The sequence below is a fragment of the Pseudomonas sp. BRG-100 genome (assembly GCF_000737955.1).
GTDB classification, from domain to species: domain Bacteria; phylum Pseudomonadota; class Gammaproteobacteria; order Pseudomonadales; family Pseudomonadaceae; genus Aquipseudomonas; species Aquipseudomonas synxantha_A.
Map to the genome: position 1 here is coordinate 1 of NZ_JPRX01000002.1, position 24,493 is coordinate 24,493.

Annotated in this window: 20 protein-coding genes and 4 pseudogenes; 8 read left to right on the plus strand and 16 right to left on the minus strand. The window is 51.8% G+C overall.

Translation table 11 applies throughout. The features are described from left to right. A partial coding sequence (locus JH25_RS28845) for a BapA/Bap/LapF family prefix-like domain-containing protein (RefSeq protein ID WP_164699570.1) occupies nt 1–485 on the minus strand: 485 nt, incomplete at its 3' end. A 218-nt stretch (nt 486–703) separates the two neighbouring features. Beyond that, nucleotides 704–1,798, minus strand: coding sequence for an AraC family transcriptional regulator (locus JH25_RS28445; protein WP_081883366.1), 1,095 nt, complete (start codon nt 1,796–1,798; stop codon nt 704–706). Nucleotides 1,799–2,361: 563 nt separating this feature from the next. On the opposite strand from JH25_RS28445, the gene JH25_RS00365 reads away from it, so the two are divergent. Continuing rightward, the gene (locus JH25_RS00365; protein WP_032881410.1) at nt 2,362–2,652 is read left to right on the plus strand and encodes a hypothetical protein; all 291 of its coding nucleotides are present in this window, start codon (nt 2,362–2,364) and stop codon (nt 2,650–2,652) included. Nucleotides 2,653–2,838: 186 nt separating this feature from the next. On the opposite strand, the pseudogene JH25_RS29165 reads toward JH25_RS00365, so the two are convergent. Then, nucleotides 2,839–3,739: pseudogene (locus tag JH25_RS29165) on the minus strand (tyrosine-type recombinase/integrase); the annotation flags it as partial. Between the two features lie 311 nt (nt 3,740–4,050). Further along, a pseudogene (locus JH25_RS28455) lies at nt 4,051–4,542 on the minus strand (Tn3 family transposase); the annotation flags it as partial. A 580-nt stretch (nt 4,543–5,122) separates the two neighbouring features. Between JH25_RS28455 and JH25_RS00360 the strand changes: the two are divergent. The 4 genes from JH25_RS00360 (at nt 5,123) to JH25_RS00345 (ending at nt 7,919) form a co-directional block, all read left to right on the plus strand. Then, complete coding sequence (locus JH25_RS00360) at nt 5,123–6,832, plus strand: polyurethane esterase (protein ID WP_032881412.1); 1,710 nt, start codon at nt 5,123–5,125, stop codon at nt 6,830–6,832. Between the two features lie 330 nt (nt 6,833–7,162). Beyond that, nucleotides 7,163–7,348 (plus strand): hypothetical protein, encoded by a 186-nt coding sequence (locus tag JH25_RS00355; protein WP_032881414.1) that lies wholly within the window; start codon nt 7,163–7,165, stop codon nt 7,346–7,348. A gap of 32 nt (nt 7,349–7,380) precedes the next feature. Continuing rightward, complete coding sequence (locus JH25_RS00350; protein WP_032881416.1) at nt 7,381–7,677, plus strand: hypothetical protein; 297 nt, start codon at nt 7,381–7,383, stop codon at nt 7,675–7,677. After that, nucleotides 7,674–7,919, plus strand: coding sequence for a hypothetical protein (locus tag JH25_RS00345; protein WP_032881418.1), 246 nt, complete (start codon nt 7,674–7,676; stop codon nt 7,917–7,919). The genes JH25_RS00350 and JH25_RS00345 overlap by 4 nt, the downstream gene beginning before the upstream one ends. A gap of 108 nt (nt 7,920–8,027) precedes the next feature. On the opposite strand, the pseudogene JH25_RS28855 reads toward JH25_RS00345, so the two are convergent. Further along, nucleotides 8,028–8,283 (minus strand): annotated as a pseudogene (locus JH25_RS28855) (tyrosine-type recombinase/integrase); the annotation flags it as partial. A 182-nt stretch (nt 8,284–8,465) separates the two neighbouring features. Here JH25_RS28855 and JH25_RS00340 point away from each other — a divergent pair. Together JH25_RS00340 and JH25_RS00335 are read left to right on the plus strand one after the other, a co-directional pair. Beyond that, on the plus strand, nt 8,466–9,623 hold the full coding sequence (locus tag JH25_RS00340) for a colicin-like pore-forming protein (RefSeq protein ID WP_032881419.1): 1,158 nt from the start codon (nt 8,466–8,468) through the stop codon (nt 9,621–9,623). Nucleotides 9,624–9,687: 64 nt separating this feature from the next. Beyond that, the gene (locus JH25_RS00335; protein ID WP_032881420.1) at nt 9,688–10,239 is read left to right on the plus strand and encodes a hypothetical protein; all 552 of its coding nucleotides are present in this window, start codon (nt 9,688–9,690) and stop codon (nt 10,237–10,239) included. Nucleotides 10,240–10,378: 139 nt separating this feature from the next. Here JH25_RS00335 and JH25_RS00330 read toward each other — a convergent pair whose 3' ends face one another. The 6 genes from JH25_RS00330 to JH25_RS00305 all read right to left on the minus strand — a co-directional run bounded on the left by JH25_RS00330 (nt 10,379) and on the right by JH25_RS00305 (nt 14,044). Further along, nucleotides 10,379–11,338, minus strand: coding sequence for a tyrosine-type recombinase/integrase (locus tag JH25_RS00330; RefSeq protein WP_032881421.1), 960 nt, complete (start codon nt 11,336–11,338; stop codon nt 10,379–10,381). Continuing rightward, nucleotides 11,335–11,886 (minus strand): GNAT family N-acetyltransferase, encoded by a 552-nt coding sequence (locus JH25_RS00325; protein WP_032881422.1) that lies wholly within the window; start codon nt 11,884–11,886, stop codon nt 11,335–11,337. The genes JH25_RS00330 and JH25_RS00325 overlap by 4 nt, the downstream gene beginning before the upstream one ends. Before the next feature lie 317 nt (nt 11,887–12,203). Beyond that, nucleotides 12,204–12,545, minus strand: coding sequence for a type II toxin-antitoxin system RelE/ParE family toxin (locus JH25_RS00320; RefSeq protein ID WP_032881424.1), 342 nt, complete (start codon nt 12,543–12,545; stop codon nt 12,204–12,206). Between the two features lie 13 nt (nt 12,546–12,558). Beyond that, a complete protein-coding gene (locus JH25_RS00315) occupies nt 12,559–12,807 on the minus strand; it encodes a prevent-host-death protein (RefSeq protein ID WP_032881425.1) in 249 nt (82 codons plus the stop codon). Between the two features lie 185 nt (nt 12,808–12,992). Continuing rightward, the gene (locus tag JH25_RS00310; RefSeq protein ID WP_032881427.1) at nt 12,993–13,340 is read right to left on the minus strand and encodes a hypothetical protein; all 348 of its coding nucleotides are present in this window, start codon (nt 13,338–13,340) and stop codon (nt 12,993–12,995) included. Then, nucleotides 13,337–14,044 carry a ParA family protein gene (locus tag JH25_RS00305; RefSeq protein WP_032881429.1) on the minus strand — a complete coding sequence of 236 codons (708 nt, stop codon included), beginning with the start codon at nt 14,042–14,044 and terminating at the stop codon, nt 13,337–13,339. The genes JH25_RS00310 and JH25_RS00305 overlap by 4 nt, the downstream gene beginning before the upstream one ends. A gap of 1,062 nt (nt 14,045–15,106) precedes the next feature. Here JH25_RS00305 and JH25_RS00300 point away from each other — a divergent pair. Further along, nucleotides 15,107–17,461, plus strand: coding sequence for a TonB-dependent receptor (locus JH25_RS00300; RefSeq protein ID WP_164699579.1), 2,355 nt, complete (start codon nt 15,107–15,109; stop codon nt 17,459–17,461). A gap of 470 nt (nt 17,462–17,931) precedes the next feature. Here JH25_RS00300 and JH25_RS27705 read toward each other — a convergent pair whose 3' ends face one another. From JH25_RS27705 to JH25_RS00285, 5 genes and pseudogenes are all read right to left on the minus strand, one after another. Next, nucleotides 17,932–19,296: a hypothetical protein gene (locus JH25_RS27705; protein WP_164699571.1), complete on the minus strand. Its 1,365-nt coding sequence runs from the start codon at nt 19,294–19,296 to the stop codon at nt 17,932–17,934. 171 nt (nt 19,297–19,467) lie between these two features. Continuing rightward, nucleotides 19,468–19,928: pseudogene (locus JH25_RS0127500) on the minus strand (S8 family serine peptidase); the annotation flags it as partial. 28 nt (nt 19,929–19,956) lie between these two features. Beyond that, nucleotides 19,957–21,291 carry a TolC family outer membrane protein gene (locus JH25_RS00295; protein ID WP_032881432.1) on the minus strand — a complete coding sequence of 445 codons (1,335 nt, stop codon included), beginning with the start codon at nt 21,289–21,291 and terminating at the stop codon, nt 19,957–19,959. Between the two features lie 2 nt (nt 21,292–21,293). Beyond that, nucleotides 21,294–22,607, minus strand: a complete 1,314-nt coding sequence (locus JH25_RS00290; RefSeq protein WP_032881433.1) for an HlyD family type I secretion periplasmic adaptor subunit — start codon at nt 22,605–22,607, stop codon at nt 21,294–21,296. Beyond that, a complete protein-coding gene (locus tag JH25_RS00285; RefSeq protein WP_164699572.1) occupies nt 22,604–24,355 on the minus strand; it encodes a type I secretion system permease/ATPase in 1,752 nt (583 codons plus the stop codon). The genes JH25_RS00290 and JH25_RS00285 overlap by 4 nt, the downstream gene beginning before the upstream one ends. Nucleotides 24,356–24,493: the final 138 nt, after the last annotated feature.

Sequence of the window (24,493 nt, forward strand, 5' to 3'; positions counted from 1 at the left end):
GTGACTTCGGCCGGTGCCGTTGGTGCCGTGGTGTCTCCGGTATGGTGTCCGTTACCTGAGTGGCCTTTACCGTGATTAGCAATGACAAGCCCACCTAATGCCACCCCTCCAAGTATCCAGGCGACATTGGAGAGATCGAAACTCTCGTGAGTAATAAGAGGGTCAACAGAATTCAATTCTGTAAATACAATCGATTGCTCACTTTCAGATGAAACTGCTACGAGAAACGACTTGTCTTGCGGGGTTCTTATTACAAGGTCATTATTTGATGTGTAGGAGTTATCAGTAAAGTAGTGCTTTATTATTATTGTTTCACCTGAAGTAAAAATGATAATTAAAGATAAATTGTCTTTTCGTATGGATTGAATTTCTTCACGACCTGCTTCAATTATAATCACACATGGTGAGGATACGGTATTGTTGGCGGTGGATAAGGGCGAAGAAATATTAGTTTTCTTGTCTAGGATATATGAGTTATGAGACATGATATTTCCTTGAGAATATAGAGTGAAGGCGACGGACGGCGGTTTTAATTGCGGGCTAAGGTCTATTTATAATGAAAATTGTTATATTTCAAATAAATGTTCTGTTATTTTCGGACAGTATGTTGTGATTTGCGGACGTAGCGAGTTTTTAACGTGAATATATAATTGTCTTGGTTGTTGTTCTGTCGATTCATAGATTTAACTTGGTTTTATGTTGCTTATGTTTCGGGAGGTGTTGGCAGGTGGGAGATTTGATTGAATGTATTGTAGTTAGTAATGCTGACGCCGTGCCATCTTTTGAAGGAGTGGGCAAAGTTTGATGGGTCGCTATAACCTAGAAGATAGGAAATTTCTTGGATGGAAATTCCTCCGATTTCTAATAACGCCAATGCTTGATTTTTTCTGTAAGAGTCTAATAATGTACGATATGTGGCGCCTTCTTTTTCTAGGTTTCTTCTCAGCGTTCTCGATGATAAGTTAAGCAATTCTGCAACTTGTTCCATGCTGGGGATTTCACTTGAGTTGCTGAGTAAGTTGTTAACCTTTGATATATAAGAAAGGGAGGCATCTGTTTTTTTTATAAGGGTTTCACATTCCTTTACGCATGTATGGTTTGCTTCTGGAGAACTACTAGATAAAGGAGCGCTTAGTAAGGTGGTAGGGAGTGTAAAAGTATTGAATTGTTGTTTGAAATTAGGGGTTACTCCAAATTCTTCAGTGTAGTAAGATTCGTTTTTTGGAGGGCTGCATGTTAGGTTAACCTTGTTAAATGGCAGCTTTGATTTTGTTAAATCTCTTTGGGCTCTTAAGATTGCGCCAATGTCTCTGTTTAAGATAAAATCTTTAATTGTTTCTGGTAGGAAGTCATTTTCAGCAAGTATGTGAGAGTTTGGCCCCGCTGTCTGCAAACTAAATCTAGTGAAGGCATAGGTTAACTTTAAATAGCGGAGTCCTAAAGTGGTAGCTTTATGCAGGGTTGGACTACTCAGCATAGTAAAACCCCATGCGCCATATAAGCTTAGGCTATATTGCAGGCCTGCATTGAGCCCATCTAGGGGTTCCAGTTCTAGAGTGTTTACTATATTGGAGATAAGTATTAACTCTTGTTCGGAACTTATGTAAATATTTGGCTGTGTAAGGCTGGCTAATGTTAAGTCTGTATTTTTTAGGCAGCACTTTAAATCAGCACCTTTACCTAAAGCCCACTGCGTAATTATTTTAGCGCTGCATGATAGTCTTTGATGTGAGTAAAAGTCAGTGTAAGCCTGTTGAGGCACTTTTCCTTTAATGAAGAGTGATAGATTACGCTTCATAAGGGGTCTCTTTATCTTTGAGTCGCTTTTTCGTCTAGGGTTTTTAGTGTATAGTATAAAATAAGACCTTTAAGGTTCAATGATTTTCTTGAGTGGAAATGTCAACTATTATGAATTGTCATAAGTTGTTATAGGATTGTGAGCACACCGCAATGGTAAGTTTCATAGCATGGTGGGCCTGAGGTTGAGAGTACTCACGGGCTCCAGGTTTAGGCTTATTTAACTGGCCGCCAGGTCTGACTATCTTTATTTACAAGCTTTATTTACAAGCCTTGACCCTCATCGACCACCATCTTCAAGGCTCTCAAAACCTGCATGCTGGATAGGTTTTGGGGAAGTCTTAAAGCAATTAGCTAGTGTGCAATAGCTGCGCTTTACTCATGGCGCAAAGCTTATGTTGCCGCGTGTGCTGGATGAAACCGGCGCTTTGATCTCGGGGGGACGTAAGATTTTTGCCAGGTGCTGAGGCCTGACAAAATCTGGAAAACACGCTAAAATCAGATGTGAAGATCCTGTATTCGCCCCCAGTTTACTGAGCACTACTTACCAATGAGATTTGCAGAGTGAACACACTTAATGAATCCAACAAACACCTAGAGCAGATCCGTCGGTCGCGTCTTTTTCGATGGGCATTAGCCCTTCAGTGGTTCGGGGTCGTTATGTTTTTACTAGCGTTAGCGCTGGCTCTGTTCACTGATTTTCTCCAGGATATTCAGGGAGTTATCACTATCGCTGTTCTTGGTATGTTAGCGTTACTTTCAATAGTGCCTGCGCGTTTTATTTTGACTGTTCAACTCATGACACCTGTTGAATCTCATAACGCGGATCACAAAAAAAATCCGCCTGAAGTTTAACTGATCTTTCCGACCCCTATTATTTTTTACTTTGTGATCTTTATCGAATGATGCAATAAACCACTACTATAATTGCTCTTAACCAATCTTTTTGTGATGCGAAAGTTCTAATCTCTACGGTGCCGACGGCCCGTATAAAAGTTTCGCAACGTATCGAACGGTGCTCAGGGCCCCGTCATAAGCACATACTTTATAGGTTGGAGAATCCACGGGCCGCAGCCACGCCGGTCATACAGCTGTGGCGTGCTGATATTGGCATTTCCCACCCACTCTTGGACCTTGGCAATATTGACGTCATGTTCCAGGGCTTTGGTCGCGGCCGTCGCTCTGAGTCCGTGAACGCCTAGCCCGTCGACGTGGATGTCTGCCGCCTTGGCCTATTGCCCAACCATCGTGCAAATTCCGTTTGCGCCGACTCTGGCACTCATTATGCGGCCGCGGATCGAGCGTAACAGCGGGCTATTCCCTGGTTTACGTTTGCTGCCGCGTTCAGGTACGTATAAATGAGCTTGGCCGCGACCGGGTGCAGCTGTAAATACGGGGTCGTACTGCTTGTAGGTGCTTGATGCCATGGCGTTCCTGTATATCGCCATTCATCAATTGTACTGCCTCTTCCCGGCGCAGGCCGTGGTACAGCAGGACGGCCAAAATCGCCCGGTCCCAAATCCCTTCAATGTCCATCTATCCGCCGCCATCAGCAGCATCTTGACCCGATCGTCCCCGAGGGCTGGCGTTTTGCTTTTATTGGTTTCTACCCGGGGCCGTTTGACGCCATGCACGGCGTTGTTTTCTCCAAGAGGTGATCAAACAGGCTTGCCAGCGCCGCTAGTTTGTGTCGGATGGTGACTCCGGCCAAACCACGAGTTTCCAGTTGGGCGCGCCAGGCCAATATATGCGCCCGGGAGATCGCGCGGAATTTCTCGGCGCCGGTGAGCCCAATAAACCCGCAGAAGTCTTCTAGGTCGTTTTGATAGGCGCGGCAGGCGCGTGAATTATCGATATTAGCGAACCATTCTACCGCTGCCGGGACCGCAGCGAGCTGTTGAAACTCCACGCCGCTCAGACACCGCTCACCTACGATAAGCAGGTTTAGGGGTCGGCTTTGTCATCGTGGACCGCTGTTGTTAGGACTCGATAGGGTCATATGAGGTTGACGTACTGGTCAGATGGAATCGTAGCGCTGCCGAACCCTCTTTTACAGCCAACTTCCACCCTGTATGACTGTGCTTGCCGGCTGTTTGCTCCGTTTCATAACCTTGCCGCAGGTGAGGCTTTCACTCCTTCGATGCACGATGAGATCATTTCTGCGTAGGGTGTCGGCCAGATGACGCTCAACGGAAAAAAACGTTGCCATTGCTATTGTTTAGGAAGCCTACAGAATTCGGAAAAAATCGTAAGCTAAGGCTTACGCCTGTCGTAGCCGCCTGGATTTACCGTCTTCCGGCTCTGCCGCCAGACGTAAACGCCAGTCAGGTTGATATGCTCCCAGCCCATCGGCGACAGGTATTGATATAGGTCGATATTCACCGGTTTTTCTGTGTCAGTCAGTCCTTGGGGTGCCCGCTTCAGGTAGACGGTGTTCCACAGTACGATAGCTGCGGCTACAAGACTCAGTCCGCAGGACTGATAGCGCTGCTGTTCGAAGCTGCGATCCCTGATTTCATCATGGCAGTTGAAAAACTCCGTGCAGGTCAGGGCATTGCGCACTTCGCCTTTGTTCAACCTAGCGTGCACACGACGACATAGCTCGACGCTTTGCAATCAGTCCAGGATAAACAACGTACGCTCGATCCGGCATAGCTCCCGCAGGGCCACGGCCAGACCGTTCTGATGCGGATAGCTACCCAGCTTGCGCAGCATCAACGAGGCGGTGACAGTGCCCTGCTTGTTTGGACGGGGACTTTTGAGCACTCCATGCATCACCTGCGTCCTTGCTGGCTTTCAGGGGGAAAACAACTTTGTGATTTCATCATGAGTCTGGTACCTCATGATGCAAACGCAATCCTGGCGGACAAGTGGTGTTGCTGTTCCTGTTAGCGCGTTCCCTTCGGGCCGGGCTTCGAGCTGCGCGATGAGCCAGGCCAAAACAGCCGGCCTGTCTCACCCCTTTGGGCTTCAATCCCTAACGCATCCGGCCTCCTGCCTGCTCGCTCCGCTCCCTTAGCTGCGGCCTCGCATTGCGCCGTTGCAACGCACCTATCCGCCTGATCGACCTAACCGCCAAGGCGACAGGCACTCATCAAAGCAACAGCAAAGCACATCAAAGCAAAGCGCATCAGAGCGACTAGTAAGGAAAAGAATGCAATCAGGACAGAGCCTCACGGCCACGGAGCGTGGTTAGTGACTGAACATCGCGCCAGCTATTCATTTTTTAGGTAACGATTGACAGTGCTATCGACCCCGCCCCCCAATAAACTCCGGTCATCTGAACTGAGGGCCTATAGAAATCCATCAGAAAAGGACAAAAAGCATGGGCGTTTTCGATTACAAGAGCATGACGGGCGATCATGGAAAGGCGCTGCTGAACGATGCCTTGGCTTTATCCGAGTACGCTTATGACTCCACCGGCCAACCGCTGGCAACAGGTGGCTGGGTGCCTATTGGTGCGCAAGCCTTGGGTGTGACTCAGCATGTCGACAAGCAAGGCACCTTCTGGGGCGAGACAGCATTGGCGTCTTCCGCCAATGTTCAGGTACTGGGGCAATACAATAGCGCCGGCAAGCTGGTTGCCATGGGGATAGCGTTTCGCGGCACCTCCTTTGGGTTGACTCTGGATGGTCTGGGCGATGTGGCCAGCGATCTGGCAGCTGCCGTGCTCCCCGGATACGCCACTGACTACGCCAAACTTGCCTTTAACGCTCTACTGGATAATGTCGCCAGCTATGCTAGGGACCAGGGCTTGACCGGCAAGGACATCCTGGTCACCGGCCATAGCCTCGGCGCACTCGGAGCTAACAGCCTGGCGACCTTGAGCCACGATCACTGGGGCGGCTTCTATCAGGACGCCAACTACGTAACCTTTGCTTCACCCACTCAAAGCTCGGGTGATACGCAGGTCTTGAATATCGGCTATGAAAATGACCCGGTATTCAAAGCCATCGACGGTAAAGGCATCAATACCTCGGCGCTTTTGTGGGGCAACGACAGGGCCTGGGACTCGGCCGCCAACAACCTCACAAGCTTTACTGATAATTACGCCTCGGCTTCGGCACACTTGCCCAATAGCCTTAACTTGGGTGTCGCCAAGGCTCACTCACTGGACGGTTATGCCCAAGGCCTGGGGCGCATCGCAGCTTCGGACTTCTACGACCTGACAAACAAAGATTCGACCATCGTCGTCTCCAGCCTGTCAGACGCCATGCGTGGCACTACCTGGGTGCAAGACCTGAACCGCTACGCCGAAAAGCACACCGGCAACACTTTCATTATTGGTACCGAGGGCAACGATCTGCTCAAGGGCGGGGCCGGTAATGACTTCCTGGATGGTGGCGCAGGCAATGATCGCTTCCGCGATGACGGTGGCTACAACATCGTGCTGGGTGGCCAAGGCGATAACGTCTTCGAACTGCAAAAGCCCCTGGCCACATTCAGTTTTGCCAACGATGGCGACGGCACGCTGTACATCAACGACGCCTATGGAGGTATCAGCATGACCCGAGATATCGGTGGGCTGGTGAGCAAGGAAACCGCCTATATACCGTGGACGTCAATCCCTTGGGGCTCCCATGCCATCACTTATCAGGTGAGCGGAAACGGCCTGCTGGCCGGAACCGACTTGACGCAATACGCGACCTCGGCCAAAGGCGATGCCGGTGACAACGTCCTCACTGCCCATGCGGCCGGCGATTGGTTGTTCGGCTTGGGTGGCGACGATCACCTGATCGGCGGTCAGGGCAATGACGTGTTTGTCGGCGGGACCGGCAACGACATGATGGTTTCGGGCGGTGGCAACAATACCTTCCTGTTCAACGGCCTCTTTGGCAACGACCGGATCGAGGGCTACCAGGCTAGCGATAAATTCGTGTTCATGGGGATCCCGGGACTAGGTCAAGACTACGATTACCGCTCTCATGCCACGACGGTCGAGGACAATACCGTACTGTCGTTTGGTGATAACTCTGTGATGCTGGTGGGCGTGGGCATGACCCAATTGAACGGTGCGGGGATTTTCATCTCCTGATCTGACCCGGCGGGATACGTCGAGCAGAAGATTGGTCGCTGCTGCCGTTCAGTGGACGAGCTGATCCAGACGTTGGCCGGTGTGCATGCGATTCTGGACAAGGCCAGCCAAGTGCGAAAGAAACGCGGCCGGAACCAAGTGGTAGCCAGGGCGCTCAAGGGCGCCGCGAGTGAGCCGCTGCATTACCAATAACGCCGCTTATGTTCAAAAGGGGGTACACCCAGCGGGGGGTTGGTGCCCTTTTTAAGGCCCTCGGCAACCACACCCCCCAGGACTGGCCTACCACACCCCGGCAGACTGGTTCCCCTCAACCGACCCAGGAAAGTCACCGTGACCACAGACACTGCCGAAACGACCGAAACTTTTATCCGGGTTGGCTTTGGCAACCTCGGCAGCTATTCGCACCAATGGGCTTGGGAAGTATCAGGCAAACACGGTTATGGCTGGGGTACTGATCAATCTGAACGTGAGGCAATGCTTGAGTGCCTTGCCTACCTGCAAACACACTATCTGTAACGTCTGCCCATCACGAACAGGAACCGACCTCGATGCACATCCGCCACCAGATCCCGCCCAAGTACCGCATGGACGACCCCGGCCTGAGCGCCAAAGAACGCAACGCGGCCCGCTATCGTTTGGAGGACGGCCTAGAAGCGTGGGGCCAACGCTGGGAGCTGCTGGGCCACACCGTGCGCTGTCAGCATTGCCACGCCATGCAGCGGGCCAGCAAATCCCCACAATCGTTCAGCCACGGCGACGGCTGCGCCAATACCGGCGATTTTGCCCAGCACCCTTGGCGCGACCTGACCCAGTTGCTGGAGCAATTGCCCGAGGTGACGCCGTGAGTGCATCTGATCGCTTGGACGCTATCGATCTGCCGCCGTTGATTCGCCGTGCTGTCGATCAGCACCGGGCGCGCATCGAGCGTGCCCAGGAGCTGGCGCAACTAGCCCTGGCCCAAGAGCGCGCCGAGGGCTTTGTCGAAGGCGTGGACGTAGCGGACGCGTTGTCCCCGGCCACTGTCGAAACGTTGTCGATCAGCCTGGACGATACTGTAACGGCACGTCGTGAGATACTGGAGGCATGAATGCTTCCGCTGTAACGGGGGAGTATCGGGAAAGTGCTTACTGCCCATTAAGGCTGTTTTGGGGTGAGTCAGTAAGCACTTTACCAATGCCCCTCTGAGCCCCCCTGTTCAGTACTTCACTTTGTACGTTGGAGAATCCTCCGGTCGCTGGCCATGGCGGGTCGTGCTGATATTGGCGTGTCCCAGCCATACCTAGACCCTGGCGATATCGTCGTCATGCTCCAGCGCATTGGTCGCCGGCCGTGGCCTGCAATCCATGCAAACCCTGCACGTCGACGTGAATGCCCGCCGCTTTGGCCCACTGCGCAACCACCTTATAGATGCCATCGGTGCAAATGCCGACGCCGGTGGTACGGCAGCGCACGAATGAGCTTTGACTTTTCATCTATGCAAACGGTTATCATTACCAACATCAAGAATATATGCATAAATGCATACCTTTTGTTGACTGCTGAGCTGTACGTTTATACAGTATTTGTGTGCCTGCGACCTACGCACACCGGTTAGACAAAAAATTTAAGACTTTAAAGAAATGGAGAACGCATCATGATTAAAATTGGAGACACGTTTTATCTTACCGCACCAGTTGTAATTGATACGAATGAATACAAACCACAAACGTTCGGAGGTGGCGGCAGTGGCGACGAAAGTATAGGTAATAGCCGTCTAGGAGCATTGATCAGTGCTGCGACGCGTGCGCATATTCTTAATACGTTCCCTGCCAAAATTGCTAAAGACGTTAAAGATCAAGAAAACAATATTTTAATTAAGCTACAAGCACTACCACAAACGCTTGATGCTAATGTTTCGTCTATCGTGCAAAAAAAACCGACTCATAGTACCGCCGATACTGCCACACAGATCGGAAATTATATTGATGCAAGCAACATCCTTCTCACCCAAAAAACACAGGAGTACAATCAACAAAAAACGATTGCAGATACGTATTATTATGGTCGTGACTTTTTTAGCTACCCCACAAGTCGATTTATCTCACTTGCCATTAGCAATGGCATGGTTAATATGAGTCCTGACGTTCATTATAAAAAATGGTTTACCTCGTTGCAGGCAGCGTACGCAGCTAAATATGTTAAAAGTGAAATTGACTATCTACAGAAGCAAACTGCGTGGCTTAATACTCAGATTGACGAATTCAAAGACTCGGTTAGCTTCGCATCGGCAGTCAGCGAGCAAATTGTTACTAAGTACGGCACCCATTTGGGAAAAATCGCAAAAGACCTGCAATCAAATATTACCGGAAAGAAAATTCGCAGCTATGCAGAAGCAATGGCAACCTTTGAAAAGGTTAATGCTAATCCCCGGTTGAAGCTGAACGCTCAAGACAGGCAGGCAGTCGTCAATGCGTTGAATGTGTTAGACAAGGCTACTTTTGCCGACAATGTACGTCGCTTGGGGAAAGCATTTGGCGTCACTGGGACAATTGTGCAAGCTGATACTCTTCGGGAGAAAACGGTTTTAGGCTATCAAACAGGCGACTGGAAGCCGCTTCTGCTGGAGTTTGAGGCTATGGCTGCAGGTAAATTAGCCGGCATGGCCGCAGGCGCGATTTTGGCGTTTCTACTCTCTCTGGTCAGTGCACCAGCCGCAATTGCGGTCCCAGCGGTAGCTGTTCTAATGGCTGCTGTCGCTAGTTATCTTGACGCTAAAAAAGTTGATGAAATCAACAATATGTTTATACAATGAATTCTGTCAGCTATATTTTGAGGTCGCTCACAGTTGCGCGACCTTAATCACTTTGGAGGCTTATATGGAACAGCATGGGGTTAGATTTAAAACAATGATTATACCTTATTTTTTCATGGTTGCGACATGGATGCCATTATTTTTAATTGCTTTGATTACGCCAGATCATGCGGATAGCGAATTCTTGGTTTGCATTGAAAATTTCATTGATAGAAATCTTTTTTCTGATGTGGGTGCGTTATCAACTAACTTTCCTTTTGTTTCTAAGATAATCACAAATTACATATGTTTGGTGGCGCCCTTGTTTGCAGTTGTTTTTTGTTATTTAACCTTAAAAAAATCGACATTAGAAACAAAATTGATTGAAAATCTATCTCGATTTAAAGCACTGCTTTGCATCTTTGGGTTAACGCTTCTTGTCTTTGCATTTATTTATATTACGTACTTTGATACTACCCATCTTGAAGACTCTCGAAAGCTTGCGCTTGTAGGGAAATATAAAATACTCTACGCTGTTTACTCGTCAGGGCTGATGTTTCTATATTATGTACTTTTTCTTTTGAGCTATCTCCTTTACCGATATCTACCAAAGATGATTGTTAAGGGAAATGAATAAACAATAAAAATGGCAATCTCAGCCGGTGCTGTTGACCCCGGCCACCGTCGATGCCGTATCGATTGTTTTGGGCGAAGCGGTCACATCTCGATGGTAAATACTGGAGCAATGATTGTTTCAGGGGAAGATCCTCTCCAGTTCAATATTTTACTTTGTACGTAGGCGAATCCTCCGGACGTTGACCACGTCTGTCATACAGGCGTGTCGTACTGATATTGGCGTGACCCAGCCATACCTGCACCTTGGTGATATCGGCGTCATGCTCCAGCGCATTGGTCGCAGCCGTGGCTCGCAATCCATGCACACCCAACCCGTCAACATGAATGCCCGCCGCCTTGACCCACTGTGCAACCACCTTATAGATGCCATCGGCGCAAATGCCGGCGCCGGTGGTGCGGCCGCGGATCGAGCGGAACAGCGGACTATTCCCCGGTTCGCGGTTAGCGTCCCGTTCCAGGTACGCATGGATGCGCTCTGCCGCGACCGGGTGCAGCGGTAGATAGCGGGTCTTACCCCCCTTTCCTTTCACCTGCAAATGCTTAATGCCTCGACGCTCCTGCAGGTCGCCGGTCATCAACTGCGCGGCCTCTTCGCGGCGTAAGCCGTGGTACAGCAACACGGCCAAAATCGCCCGATCGCGTATACCTTTTAATGTCCAGCCATCCGGCGCCGTCAGCAGTAATTTAGCCTGGTCATCCCCAAGAGCCGGTGTCTTGCCCTCGTTAGTTTCCACCCGCGGCCGTTTGACCCCGTGCACGGGGTTGCCACCGGCGACGGCGTTGTTCTCTAGTAGGTGATCGAACAGGCTGGCCAGCGCAGCGAGTTTGCGCCGGATCGTGGCCCCGGCCAGGTCCCGAGCTTCCAGTTGGGCGCGCCAGGCCAGGACATGCGCACGGGTGACGACGCGGAATTCCTCTGCATCACTGATCCCCACAAAACTGCAGAAGTCGGCCAAGTCGATTTGGTAGGCTCGGCGGGTGCGCGGGTTGTCAATATTGGCGAACCATTCGGCCGCCGCCGGCACGCTGGCCAGTTGCTGGAACTCCACCGAGGTCAGGCGGCGTTCACCAGTTCTATCCTGGGTAACGGTAGGAATCATTGTTTTGCCATCGCTATTAATTGCGCCTCGATCTGTGGCCATTCTGGTGAGGCCTCCAGTTCACGAATCTTTCGCAGATGTTCGTCTTCAGGTACCAGGTGCTGCCAGCGTTGTTTAGCTGCGTTCAGCTCACTCATACCATGCAGCTGATCATCAATTAACGCGCCGGCAGCAGCAAATATTTGGCGGGTCTTATCCCAATACGTTTCCAAATGGTCGTATTGATTTACTGGAACAATCGGAATTTGGTAGGTCATCCACAGGCTCCATAATGCGGATAGCGCAATCCCCTGATGTCTGTGTGCAACATCGACTTTGATCATGTCGATGTACAGCCGATCATTCAGTGGATTGATACTGTAGTTCACATATCCAATGCGTTGACCATCAATTTGGATTCCAGCAACGTAGCTGCTACCTGGATATACAAAACTCCCCGGGATGGTCAGGGTGCTTTCCGTTACCACTCGCACGGTTGACGCGAGCTCATTCAGATTTTTTGCTGCGCGTCTATGGAAATAGTCACGCATTGGTTCAAAAGTCGACATACGGCTACCCCGTCCAATAAGTCTTGATAACGTATTTTATCACTACTTATCGAATTTGTGGTTTCCATGTCAGATTTGGTCATATTGTATAGATTATCTATCATCGACCATATTATGACTGATTTGCGTTGATTCGTTTTTTATACGAGCGCAGCAAGGACGCCCCCTCATGTCCGTTACCATAGGGCTCACAAATTGGTGGAAAATGGCAAGCGGGTTTTATTTTGCACGAAGCGCGCTGACTAATCCCCTCTCGGGGCATGGCGCTGGTGAAATGCACGCAGACTTCATCAGAAGGTTCACACGAACAATCGTTTTTACGTATGCAGTAGGCAGTAGCGAACCAGTGCATTTTCGACGCTTTGTTTATCCCGCAGCACCAGGACAACGGCGATAGCCTGGTCGGCGTCTACAATCTCGTAGAAAACCCGGTACCCATCTGTATTGAGCTCACGGTAATGCATGATGCCCAGGTCGCTGGCTTGAGGGCTGATTGGGTAGCCTAAAGGTGTGGACAATAGTTTTTTCTGAAGGGTGTCAATCACAGTTCCCAGGCGCTGGAAGGCATGGTCGAGGCTTTGATAGTCGGCCAGGTGCACAATCTGGTCTTCGATGCTCTGTTGTGCAATTACGGTGTAGCGGATTGTCAGTGTTGTCATTTAGATCTCCGTCTTATTTGTGGGCAAACCTCCTGCTCAAGCGGGCTTTCAGTTCATCAGTCGAACAATGCTTGCCTTGGGCGTACTCGCGGGAGCTCATTGCAAGCAGTTTCACAAGGGCTACCGTTTCGTCACGGCGCTTCCGCTCCGCGTAAGACTCCACAACGTATGCAGGCACACCGTTTTGCGTGACGACCATTGGCTCTTCTAGAGGCAGGTCGGATGCGTATTTTTTTAAAAAGCTAACTGTTTCAACTCGCATGAGTGAAACCTCCTACCGTGTGACGCCGCACCATCTGCAGCGCCTCTCAACCTGGAAATACCCTTAGCAAGGACGATGCTCAGGATTCCTAACGTTTGATACGCAAGGCGAATATTGCCTTGTTGGCTCCATGCTACACCATATGAAGTCTAAAAAAAGACCAATCTTTGATGTCTTCGTGTTTGTCATGTCAACATGTTATTTTGTTTTTGCGTCTCCTCAATCTCGCGCTTCAAGGCGGCCAGTGCCCTTTTGAGTGTTTCGCCTAACGGCTGATCTATCTCATCAGCTACCCGGTACAGCTCGTCCTTGGTTTCTTGCTCACCTTTAATGTTTATCTGAACGTTGCGTCCAGTTTTGTAGCGCCTTCTCGAACGTTCAACGGGGCTAGGTAAAGGGCTTGCCTGACGTCCCACAAAGCCATGAGCATTTGCCATTTGCTCGACTTCTGCGTTGCTTTGCTTCGCCTTGTGCTCGGTGACGGCTTTAGGTTCGAAGCTTTTTAAGGTATCCAGTGGATCGACACGACTCATGACAAACTCCCCTCTGGGCGTGATTGCGCCTCCGTGGTGATTCTGGCGATCACCTCCCGAGCGAATGCTTCGGCATTTTCTATAGCCTTGCCGACATTAGAAACCTCATCCTGCGGCAGCTTTCCGAGCGGCTGACGGTATGAAAACATTGCTTTGAATGCGGCTCGTTCGTTCAATTCTGTCTCAAAGAAAGGTATGCCTCCTGCTTCAAAACTTTTTCGAATATGCCTGGTATCGCGGCTCTGAATTGCAGCTGACGTGCGTGTAAACAGCACGGCGTAGGGCAATTTGTAGTCCGGTTTATGCTTCTGGATACCTCGTTCATGTGCTCGTATCAGCCCGAAAGCCCTGCTCGCCTGTTCCGCGTCCAGTTGTGATCCTTGGGTTGGTACGACCACGAAATCTGATTCTGCGATCGCGTAGGCAACAATAGTTGCCGCCGTACCCTCCAGATCTACGATTACAAAAGGCGTTTTGGTTGCTGCATCCGCGATTGTTTCGCCTATGGTCTTATCGGTGACGTCTGAGATGATCGTCATATTTTCAGGAGTCTCTCCACCTTCCGACCACGACCTAATGGGGTGATTAGGATCGGCGTCGATGACGGTGACCGAGACACGTCTGGCGATCTGCTCAGCGAGCGCTAATGCGGACGTGGTTTTCCCGGCGCCGCCTTTGGGTGAAACGAAAACAATTACTGGCATACACAGCATCCTAGTGGGTCGAGAGCCATTGACATCAGAAATGGAATCTTCATGGTATCCCCATTGAATTCTTAAAGGAAATCTATATGAATTCACTTTGGAATTCCATGAGAATTCATTGAATTCATTATTGGCTTCATGATGAATTCTCTAAGAATTCACAAATGGTATCCATTTGATTCCTAGTGGATATCTTTAGGAATTCAATGATGAATCCAAAAAAAGTATCTTCATGGAATTTATTTTGGAATTCTCCATTGGATTCTTTGATGGTATCAATCAGAATTCTTTTAAGAATTCTACCAGTAAATACTATTTTACCGAGGGGGCAGGGTGCTTTAGCACTAAATCGTGATGTCGTTGGCATATGGAACAGGAAATTAGCTCCTCTAAGCTCTCTGGCGGGGATCTCTCGGTCAGGCAATGGCTGAGGCAGTGTCAGTGCCAGAAAAGCGCTCAGGCGAGACTACAGGAGGTCAATTCTGAAGCTCTACGATGTGTTAGGTGCAACGAATCCACTGCAGCTCATCGAACCATTGGTACAGCTACACCTCATCAGCTGCCTTCGTATACCCCAATCAGGATTCGCCGGGACATTGATCGGTCCTAACGTTCCCGACTCCTGCGGCCGTTAATCTGGTCCGGCAGGTGCATAACTAAGGCGTACCTGCGGGTTGCGGCAACGCGAGAAGGTCGGTGTATTTCCCAATGATAACTGCGCTCCGCGTCGGTACTGAGCGTCTTGGGTCAGCCTGACAATTGTTCATGTCGATACACTTTTAGCAGCCGATGACATTCTTTTGGAGGCTCAAAGCCAACAGCAACGCCTACCTGCCGTTGCCGTAAATTAGATGCGTACAAGCCGCCGCATAGTCTTTTTCGGCCGACAGCTGAGTAACAATTTCACATTGAGATTCAGGTTTTTTTCCAGTTCTTCGTCTTCCGCTTCAAGTGCGATTGGTTTTCATTAGCCTTTTAGCAATCTTGCGAAATAGGACTGGGTTCGACGTGAAAAAATTGAACATTTACAACGATAAATCTTGCCGCTGGGCTCCCTTAGCTATGACGATTGTAGTTAGTACCACGCTGCCTGCTGGGTATGCTGGCGATGCCATTCATATCCATGCCCAGCCGCTGGGCGCGGCATTGAGCCAGCTAGGCCAACAGACTTCCCTGCAAGTGTTCTTTAGCCCCGAAATGGTCGCCGGTAAACAAGCCCCTGCGGTCGATGGCGAGCTCTCGCCCGAGCAAGCCCTGGGCCAATTGCTGCAAGCAAGTGACTTGGATTATGAGATTGACGCCGGCTCCGTGACCTTGCATCCAGCAAGTAAAGGTACCGACGAAGCCAGCGCGCCGCTGGAACTGGAGGTCACCGATATCAATGTGGTCGGCGACTGGCTAGGCGATGCTGATTCCGCCGTGGTGCAAAACCATCCTGGGGCGCGCACGGTGGTGCGCCGCGAAGCCATGGTGGAGCAAGGCGCAATGAACGTCGGTGATGTGCTGCGGCGTGTACCTGGAATGCAAGTGCAGGAGTCCAACGGCACTGGCGGCAGTGATATTTCCCTCAACGTCGGTGTACGTGGCCTGACATCACGCTTGTCACCGCGCTCCACCGTACTGATTGACGGCGTACCAGCTGCCTTCGCTCCGTACGGGCAGCCACAACTCTCGATGTCACCAATTTCCTTTGGCAATTTGGACAGTATTGACGTGGTGCGTGGTGGCGGCTCCGTACGTTACGGGCCGCAGAACGTCGGAGGAGTAATCAACTTCGTAACGCGCGCGATTCCTGAGAAATTCTCAGGTGATATCAGTACCACCCTGCAAACCTCCGCGCATGGTGGTTGGAAGCACGTTGAGAATGCCTTTATCGGCGGCACAGCCAGCAACGGGGTCGGCGCCGCACTACTGTATTCTGGGGTTAATGGTAACGGGTATCGCAATAGCAATAACTCAAACGACATCGATGACGTAATCTTGAAAACCCACTGGGCACCGACTGATCAAGATGATTTCTCTCTAAACTTCCACTATTACGATGCCAGTGCCGACATGCCGGGTGGCTTGACTCAGAAGCAGTTCGACGCCAATCCTTATCAATCGGTGCGCGATTGGGACAACTTCAGCGGTCGCCGTAAGGATATGTCCTTCAAGTACATCCGACAGGTAGATGATCGTACCCAGGCTGAAGTGCTGACTTATTACTCAGACAGCTTTCGCGGTGGCAACATTGCCAATCGCGATTTGAAAACTCTCAGTTCTTATCCGCGCACTTATTACACCTTCGGCATCGAGCCGCGAGTGTCCCATGTGTTCGACGTAGGCCCTAGCACCCAGGAAGTCAGTATCGGTTATCGCTATCTTAAGGAAGGCATGCACGAGCAGGCGACCAGCCTGAAACTAGTCAACAATGTGCCGACGGTGGGCGGACAAAACGATGGTCACGCCTATCAGGATCGCACCGGTGGCACCAAAGCAAATGCGTTCTACATAGATAACAAAATAGATATAGGCCAATGGACTGTCACCCCGGGGATCCGCTTCGAGCACATCCGGACCGAGTGGCATGATCATCCGGTTGTTGCTCTGAACGGCAAGCGCGCCCAGGAAAAACGTCGCCAGGTCCACAATAGCGAACCGTTGCCGGCCCTGAGTGTGATGTATCACATGTCCAGTGAATGGAAGCTGTTCGCTAACTACGAAACGTCCTTCGGCAGTTTGCAGTATTTCCAGCTGGGCCAGGGCGGAGCCGGCAATCAGACCGCCAACGGCCTGAACCCGGAAAAAGCCAAGACTTACGAAATCGGTAGTCGCTATAACGACAGCGTCTGGGGAGGCGAAGTGACGCTGTTTTACATCGACTTTTCACATGAACTGCAGTACGTCAGCAAGGATGATGTAGGTTGGACCAACCTTGGCGCTACCAAGCACACCGGTATCGAAGCATCGGCCCACTACGACTTGTCCAACCTCGACCCACGTCTCGAAGGCCTCACCGCCAACGCCGGCTTCACCTACACAAAAGCTACTTCCGAGGGGGACGTGCCGTTTAAGGGCCGTGATCTGCCGCTGTACTCCCGTGAAGTGGCGACCTTGGGCCTGCGTTACGACATCAACTGCTGGACCCATAATCTGGACGTCTACGGTCAGTCTGGTCAACGTGTACCAGGGACCGGCACTACCTATATTACTCAAGGCACAGCTAACGGCCGATACGGTGATACTCCGGGATATGTCTCAGTCAATGTGCGTAGCGGTTATGACTTCGGTGCCCAACTTTCGAACCTAAAACTGGGTGTAGGGGTAAAAAACGTCTTTGACCAGCAGCACTACACACGCTCTAGCGACAGGAATGACGGAATATACTTAGGCGAACCTCGCACGTTTTTCGTACAGGCAAGCATCGGGTTCTGATCGGTAGGAATAGTGGGTGCGAAGCTAAAAAACGAACTTCACTCCAAAACCTTGAATTTGTTGCTTGGTACTAAGAGAGACGTCACAGAAACGCTCTTGTTCCTAGCTGCAGTCATGTGAGGCTGGCTTCGCCTCCACGGTCCCACTCCAAGTACCGTAAAATTTGTTACCAATAAGTCGAAAGGCAAGGATGTACCTGATCACTGATTGGTCGTTGTTTTTAAAATGTTCGGAGCTACGCAAAATTCAGCCGCGCTGATTATAAGACCCTTATGGCCGCAACGGCGACGGTGGAGCTAGGTATAGGCTGGGACGCTCGGGTAAAAGTTCGGCAAAGATTCTTCAACCGAATTTCAATGGTTGTTATCTCATAAGTAATTTCTTGATAGATACAAGGCAACACCAAACCGTTACTTGTCAGGTGTTGCCATAATTTACGATAATCACTAGAAAAGTGATGTCAGGTAGGCTTACAAAGTCTCGACTAGAGGTTGACCAACTATTGAGGTCGGCACTTCACTAAAGTTGAAGTTTGTATAGACGCCTTTATGATCTGAGTACCATGGCATTTTACTGTCATGAGACATTAGGCTGTCGTTAACGGTTACTTGGTGCGACTCTCCTTTTAAAAAGTATTCATTACTTCCTGTTGTGCTTGATTCAATCGTGGCAAGGTCGATTTTTTCACCGTCCTTGTAGTAGATGAAATCAATACGGTCCCGGTCGTCAGCCGAAGTCCAGCTTTTATTTCCGACCTCATAAGCTGGCCCGCCCCAAGTATGCCCGGGGTCTTTAACTGGGTTAGAGTGGATTTCGCGGTAACTATCAGTATAACCTTTTGCCTCCAGCTTTTTGCTTGTGTCCCAAGCATAAATTACGCCATTATGATCGTAAAGGTTTTTAGTTGAGTCAACCCAATCAAGGTGCGAAGGCTCGTTAAAGTCTCCGACGATAACATGTGCCAATTTATTATATGCGCTATTTTCGTGAGAGTTTATAACGGCCGTTATAGCTTCTTTTCGTCCTGATTCCAGATTGACATGCTTGATAACAGCTAAATCAGTTGTTATTTTCCCAGGAGTAGGACCGTCGTTCGAAGCCCCACGTGGTAAATACGCAGCATATTTTTTATCGTTGGTATGAATTGTATCAAAATGAATGTCGCCTGAAGATGCTACCCCGTTGCTGTCCAGATCTATAACGAAGCTGCTTCCTCCTGCCGCAATTCCATTGGATTTAGTGTCTAGCATATCGTATTTGGAAATGGTAGCGGTCGTTCCATGTAGTGTATGCTTGTAAATCTCACCACCCGCCTTCGTGTTCATGTAGTCAACAATATCTTTCAGTCGAGCGTGATCACCTGAGAATAGGTTCTCGGTAGGTACGCCGCCTACTTCCTTGACAACTGCCGATAAAGCTTTGCCCACAGTGCTATCTAGTACGGATTCCGTAATGCTGCCCAGTGGTCCAATTAATCCTATTTTTGTCACCGCTTGTGTGACCATTGTTAATGGTAACTTAACCACTGCTCCAAGCACGCCGCTTGCGAGCCCACCAATGAAGTTCCCTATATCTAATGGCAACCAATTAAGTCCCCATGAAACCGTATCTTTCACAGTGTTCTGTATGGGATCTGCAATGCGATCTGGAAGGCTCTGTAGTTGGCCTGATTGTATAAGCCCACTGCTAAATTCTGGGAGAATATTTACATCAGCATTTTTTTCAAGTAGATCGTTAGCGATTATTTTTATCTGCTCCTTATACGGGATGTTCATTTTTTTTCCAGCAAAAAAGCTATTTGCTTCATACACAGAAAATGCTTTGCTAATTGACATAATTACCTCACAGTTTCAGTATTGGATTTTAGTGGTGTTAATTTAATTTGCGAAGTTAACAATATTGATGGTTCGATCTTTCTCCTTCTTTAGTTACCGTAAAATTACGATGCTGGTTGGTTTCAATCGGGATTTTCTATTGTCTTTGCCGACACAAAAGCGAATAGAAGCCGGGGTTTGGCCGAACAAGAAGCTGTCGTTGGCATTGGTGTTGCTCACATAGACTTGCGCGCTGTACGCCACGCCATGCATACCCACATCGTCATGGGTGGCGCCCATGGTGCCGTGGGAATCGTTGCTGAGGTTCAGCGCGCCCGTGGTGCTGAACGCGCTGCCATCGACATAAGTGCCGGTGGCGGTTACCGCATGGAAGCGGTTATTAGAGGCTTCCGGGTGATTGGGGTTGAAACCTGAGTCCAGCACGCCGATTTTCACGCCTTTGCCGCTGATTTCTGCAGCGTAGGCTTCATCGGCCTTCATACGCCCCAGGCCCAGTCGCTCTGGTACTCGGCCGAGCGCCAACTGGCCGGGTTACCTGGTTGCCCGGTCTCGGTGTATTGCGCCTGTCCCGCAACGGACAGCAGCAATGAACCTGCGGTGAAGGGTCTGAAACGAGGTACATCAGTAATCATTTAAACCATCCTTTTTTGTTCTGGATGCTCATTTCACAGGGCCGAAGGCCTCGTCCACCTTGGCCAGGTCGGTGTCACGCAAGTTGCCTGCGTAGTAGTGCAATTTGGTCCAGGCCATCAGGTAGTCATACCGCGCTTGGGCCAGGTCACGGCGAGTGTTGTAAAGCTGCTGTTCGGCATTCAGCGCATCGAGATTGACCCGTTCGCCGGCGAGGATGCTCTGCTTGGTTGACACCAGCAGTGCTTCGGCCGAGACCAGGGCTTTCTTGTAGGCGCGCAGTTTGCTGACGCCAGACAGGCAGGCACTGAACTGGCGCCGCAGCTCAATCAGGGTTTCGCGGGTCTTGCCTTCCAGCTCGTACTCAGCCTGCTCCATGGCACGGCTGGCCTGGCGAGTGGAAGCCGATATGCCACCGCCGGCATACAGCGGCATGCTGACTTCGACGCCGATGGTGTTGGTGTCGTAGCGCTGGTTGTAGGTATTGCCGCTGTCGGATTCTTGCTTGCGCGAACTGGCATAGACGGTGATTTTGGGCAAATGTCCGGCGCGGTTGCGTTCCACTTCATAGCGCGCCACTTCCAGGGATTGGCGCTGGGAGGCCAGCACAGGGTTATTGGTGAGCGCCAATTCATGCCAGGTGTCGTAGTTGGCCGGGATCAGGGCGAAGGCGGCAAAACTCTTGTTCAGCGGTGCCAGGCCATTGATATTCACGCTCTGCACACCGATCATCGCGCCCAACTCCCGCAGCGAGGCGTCCAGCTCATCCAGGGCCTGGATCTCTTCGGCGGTGGCCAGCTCATAGCGGGACTCGGCTTCAAGGATGTCAGTGCGTGTGCCCTCACCGGCCTTGAATAAGTGTTCGTTCTGCTGGAACTGCTGCTCGAAGGCTTTTTTCTTCGCTCGGGCAATATCGATCTGGTCCTGGGCAAACAGCGCCTGGGTGTAATAGCTCAACACCCGCACCAACAGCGCCTGACTCTTGTCGCGGAAGCTCTCATTGGCGAATAGGGCCTGGGCTACGCCTTTGCGGTAGTTGGCATAGGCTTCGTAATCGAACAACGGTTGTTGCAGGCTGAAGGTGGAGCCGTAGCTGTTGTAGTTGCGGTCGTCCCTATAACTGCCACCGCGCCCGTCGGGCAGATGCGCCTCGGAATTGTTGCGACCCTTGTTGTAGTTGTACGACAGCCTCGGCAGCAGCCCGGCGCGGCCGATGGTGCGGTTTTCCTGGCCGGCGTCACGCTCCTTGATCGCGCCGAGGAACACTGGATCGTTACGCAAGGCTTGTTCATAGATATCGAACGGGCCCATGGCCGCCTTGGCAGTACCGCACACCATAAACAGGGAAATGAACACCGATTTCATGCTCATTCCTCAGTCAACGCGGAGCCGGCGCGATCCAGCAATGGCTTGAACAGGTAATTGAGTAATGACCGCTCGCCGGTACGCACGAACATCTCGGCTGGCATGCCTGGCTTGATCACCAAGCCATGGAGTTTTTCCAGCGTCGCCTCGCTGACGCTGGTACGCAGTACGTAATACGGTGCACCGGTTTTTTCATCGAGCATCTGGTCGGCGGAGATTAGGCTGACTTCTCCCTGCACCCGGGGCGTACGGCTCTGGTTGAAGGCGGTGAACAGGATGTCGACCGGCAAGTGCGTGCCGACCTTGTCCACCAGATGCACCGGCAGATGCCCTTCCACTTCCAGGCGTGTGCCCTGGGGCACGATCTCCAGCAGGGTTTCACCGGCGCGTACCACCGCACCTTCAGTGTGCACGCTAAGGTTTACCGCGATGCCATCGGCCGGCGCGTTGATTTCGCTGTGTTGCAGGTTGAAGCCGGCGGACGTCAGTTGCTGTTCCAGGGTCAGGCTGCGCAGTTGCGCGTCGGCCAGTTGGCTGCGCACCTCCTTTTGGTATTCCTCGCTGTGCTGCTGCAATTTAAGACGCGATTCGAGGATGCCCTGCTCGATGCGTCCGCTTTCCCCGGCGTTCTGCGCCAGGTCCTGCTGCACCTGGGACAACTGACGCTGGTATTCCATCAGGCGGTTACGCGGGATATAGCCGTTCTCAGCCAAAGGTCGCAGGTTGCCGATCTGATCGCGTAGGGATTGCGCCTGAGCGGTCAGCTCACTGCGGGCACGGCGTATGCCGCCCAACTGTGACGTAGCGCCCTCGATGTTCGCACGAATACCTGCTTGTTCACGGGCGAAAGCATCACGGCGGCTGCTGAAGAGTTGGCGTTGACCTTCCAGTACCAACGCCAGGGCGGGGTCGGGATTGGCGCTCAGTTCGGCGGGAAAGGTGATGCCGGACAGATTGTCACGCTCGCTCTGCCAACGCGCCACGCTGGCCCATGCCATGCGGTACTGGGCTTGCAGGGATTGCACATCAGCCTGGTTCTGCGTCTGGTCGAGACGGAACAGCGGCTGGCCCTGCTTGACCAACTCGCCCTCCTTCACCAGGATCCGGCTGACCACGCCGGGGCTGAAGGTTTGCACGGTCTTACGCTTGCCGGACACCACCACGGTGCCCTGCACCGGAATGCCTTGGTCCAACGGTGCGAGGCTTGCCCAGAGAAAAAAACCGCCGGCGCCGACGATGGTCAGCAGCCAGCCCATTTTTACGAAGAAGCCGGCGTCGCGCTCTTTAAAGCGAGGTTCAACAGTAATGCTGCTCATGCGCCTGGATTCCTTGCGGTTGGGTACTGACGACTCAAACTGACACCGGTTTTTTCTTTCGGCGTTTCCTGCTGTCCGGACAATGCCCGTAGTACTTCCTGGCTGGGCCCGAACGCTTGCAGACGGCCATCGCCAAGCACCAACAGCTTGTCGGCCTGGGCCAGCGCCGAGGATCGGTGGGTGACCAGCACCACACTGCTGCCCTGGGCTTTCATCTGCATGATGGCGCTGGCCAACGCGGCTTCACCGACGGTGTCGAGGTTGGAGTTGGGCTCATCCAGCACGATCAGGCGCGGCCAGCCGTACAGGGCACGAGCGAGTGCGACGCGTTGCTTCTGGCCACCGGACAGCCCACCGCCGTTGTCACCCAGCACGGTGTCGTAGCCTTGGGGCAGGCGCAGGATCAACTCATGCACGCCGGCCTGTTGTGCGGCCTTGACCACCAGCTCTGGGTCGGCCTCGCGAAAACGGGCGATGTTGTCGGCGATGCTGCCGCTGAACAGCTCGATGTCCTGGGGCAAGTAGCCGATATGCGGGCCGAGATCGTCGCGGTCCCAACGGTGGATATCCGCGCCGTCCAGGCGCACGGTGCCGGCCAGGGTCGGCCAGACGCCCACCAGCACACGGGCCAGTGTGGACTTGCCGGAGCCCGACGCACCCAGCACGCCAAGTACTTCGCCGGCCGCCAAGTTGAAGCTGACTTGATGCAAGGTCGCCAGGCGTCGCCCCGGGGGGCCGGCGCTGACCTGCTCGAAACTGACGTGGCCCTTGGGTGCCGGCAAGGCCATTTGCTCGACTTCCGGCGGGAATTCGCGCAGCAGTTCATCCAGGCGCTGGTAGGCCAGTTTGGCCGAGCTCCATTGCTTCCATACGGCAATCAACTGGTCGATAGGACTGAGCACACGGCCCATGAGGATGGAGCCTGCGATCATCATCCCAGCGGTCATTTGCCCCTTGATCACCAGGTACGCACCAAGGCCCAGCACCAGGGATTGCAGGCACAGGCGCAGGGATTTGCTCAGGGAGCTGATCACCGAACCGATGTCGCTGGCCTTGTTCTGGAAACCGAGGAATTGCGAATGCACCCCAAACCAGCGCTTGCGCAGCGCGCCCAGCATGCCCATGGCCTGGATCGTCTCGGCGTTATGCAAGTGGCTGGTGGCCAACTGGGTCGACTGCTGGGAGAAGGTACTCGCCTCGCCCAAGGGTTTTTTCGTCAGGTATTCATTCAGGCAGGCCAGGGCAATCAGCAGCACCGCACCGGCGGTGGCCAGCACGCCGAGCCACACGTTGAAGAGGAAAATCACGAACAGGTAAATCGGGAACCACGGCGCATCGAAAAACGCGAACAGCGCAGGCCCGGTGATAAATTGACGGATAGCGGTCAGGTCGCCTAGGGATTGTCCGGCATGCCCCTGGCCGCGCTGCAGGTTGCGTTCGAATGCGGCTTTGTAGACGCGCAAGTTGAAACGCCGCTCCAACTGGCTACCCATGCGGATCACGACAAAACTGCGTACGACTTCCAGCAGGCCGATAAACGCAAAGAAGCCCACGACCATCAGCGTCAACATCACCAGGGTGGTTTCATTCTGGGAGGACAAGACGCGGTCATACACTTGCAGCATGTAAATTGACGGCACCAGCATCAACAGGTTAATCAATGCCGTGAAGCAACCGATGCTTATCAGCACATTTTTGTAATTGCATAAAGCTCTGAGGGGAGATCTCATTTTTTCCACGTGGACCATTACCTCTCTTGGAAACGTGACATGTGCCTTAAGCGCGCTGATCTGGGCGGGATCAACACAATCGTTGACGGTCTAGCTGTATCACTTAATATGTATGTTATATCGTTTCATTATTATGATGTGCGGTAAAAAATACCA

What these genes read in the sequence shown, in the direction of transcription:
- JH25_RS28445 (WP_081883366.1), bottom strand. Translation starts at nt 1,798, where the DNA reads ATGAAGCGTAATCTATCACTCTTCATTAAAGGAAAAGTGCCTCAACAG.
- JH25_RS00360 (WP_032881412.1), top strand. Translation starts at nt 5,123, where the DNA reads ATGGGCGTTTTCGATTACAAGAGCATGACGGGCGATCATGGAAAGGCG.
- JH25_RS00350 (WP_032881416.1), top strand. Translation starts at nt 7,381, where the DNA reads ATGCACATCCGCCACCAGATCCCGCCCAAGTACCGCATGGACGACCCC.
- JH25_RS00340 (WP_032881419.1), top strand. Translation starts at nt 8,466, where the DNA reads ATGATTAAAATTGGAGACACGTTTTATCTTACCGCACCAGTTGTAATT.
- JH25_RS00335 (WP_032881420.1), top strand. Translation starts at nt 9,688, where the DNA reads ATGGAACAGCATGGGGTTAGATTTAAAACAATGATTATACCTTATTTT.
- JH25_RS00330 (WP_032881421.1), bottom strand. Translation starts at nt 11,338, where the DNA reads ATGATTCCTACCGTTACCCAGGATAGAACTGGTGAACGCCGCCTGACC.
- JH25_RS00325 (WP_032881422.1), bottom strand. Translation starts at nt 11,886, where the DNA reads ATGTCGACTTTTGAACCAATGCGTGACTATTTCCATAGACGCGCAGCA.
- JH25_RS00320 (WP_032881424.1), bottom strand. Translation starts at nt 12,545, where the DNA reads ATGACAACACTGACAATCCGCTACACCGTAATTGCACAACAGAGCATC.
- JH25_RS00315 (WP_032881425.1), bottom strand. Translation starts at nt 12,807, where the DNA reads ATGCGAGTTGAAACAGTTAGCTTTTTAAAAAAATACGCATCCGACCTG.
- JH25_RS00310 (WP_032881427.1), bottom strand. Translation starts at nt 13,340, where the DNA reads ATGAGTCGTGTCGATCCACTGGATACCTTAAAAAGCTTCGAACCTAAA.
- JH25_RS00305 (WP_032881429.1), bottom strand. Translation starts at nt 14,044, where the DNA reads ATGCCAGTAATTGTTTTCGTTTCACCCAAAGGCGGCGCCGGGAAAACC.
- JH25_RS00300 (WP_164699579.1), top strand. Translation starts at nt 15,107, where the DNA reads ATGACGATTGTAGTTAGTACCACGCTGCCTGCTGGGTATGCTGGCGAT.
- JH25_RS27705 (WP_164699571.1), bottom strand. Translation starts at nt 19,296, where the DNA reads ATGTCAATTAGCAAAGCATTTTCTGTGTATGAAGCAAATAGCTTTTTT.
- JH25_RS00295 (WP_032881432.1), bottom strand. Translation starts at nt 21,291, where the DNA reads ATGAAATCGGTGTTCATTTCCCTGTTTATGGTGTGCGGTACTGCCAAG.
- JH25_RS00290 (WP_032881433.1), bottom strand. Translation starts at nt 22,607, where the DNA reads ATGAGCAGCATTACTGTTGAACCTCGCTTTAAAGAGCGCGACGCCGGC.
- JH25_RS00285 (WP_164699572.1), bottom strand. Translation starts at nt 24,355, where the DNA reads ATGGTCCACGTGGAAAAAATGAGATCTCCCCTCAGAGCTTTATGCAAT.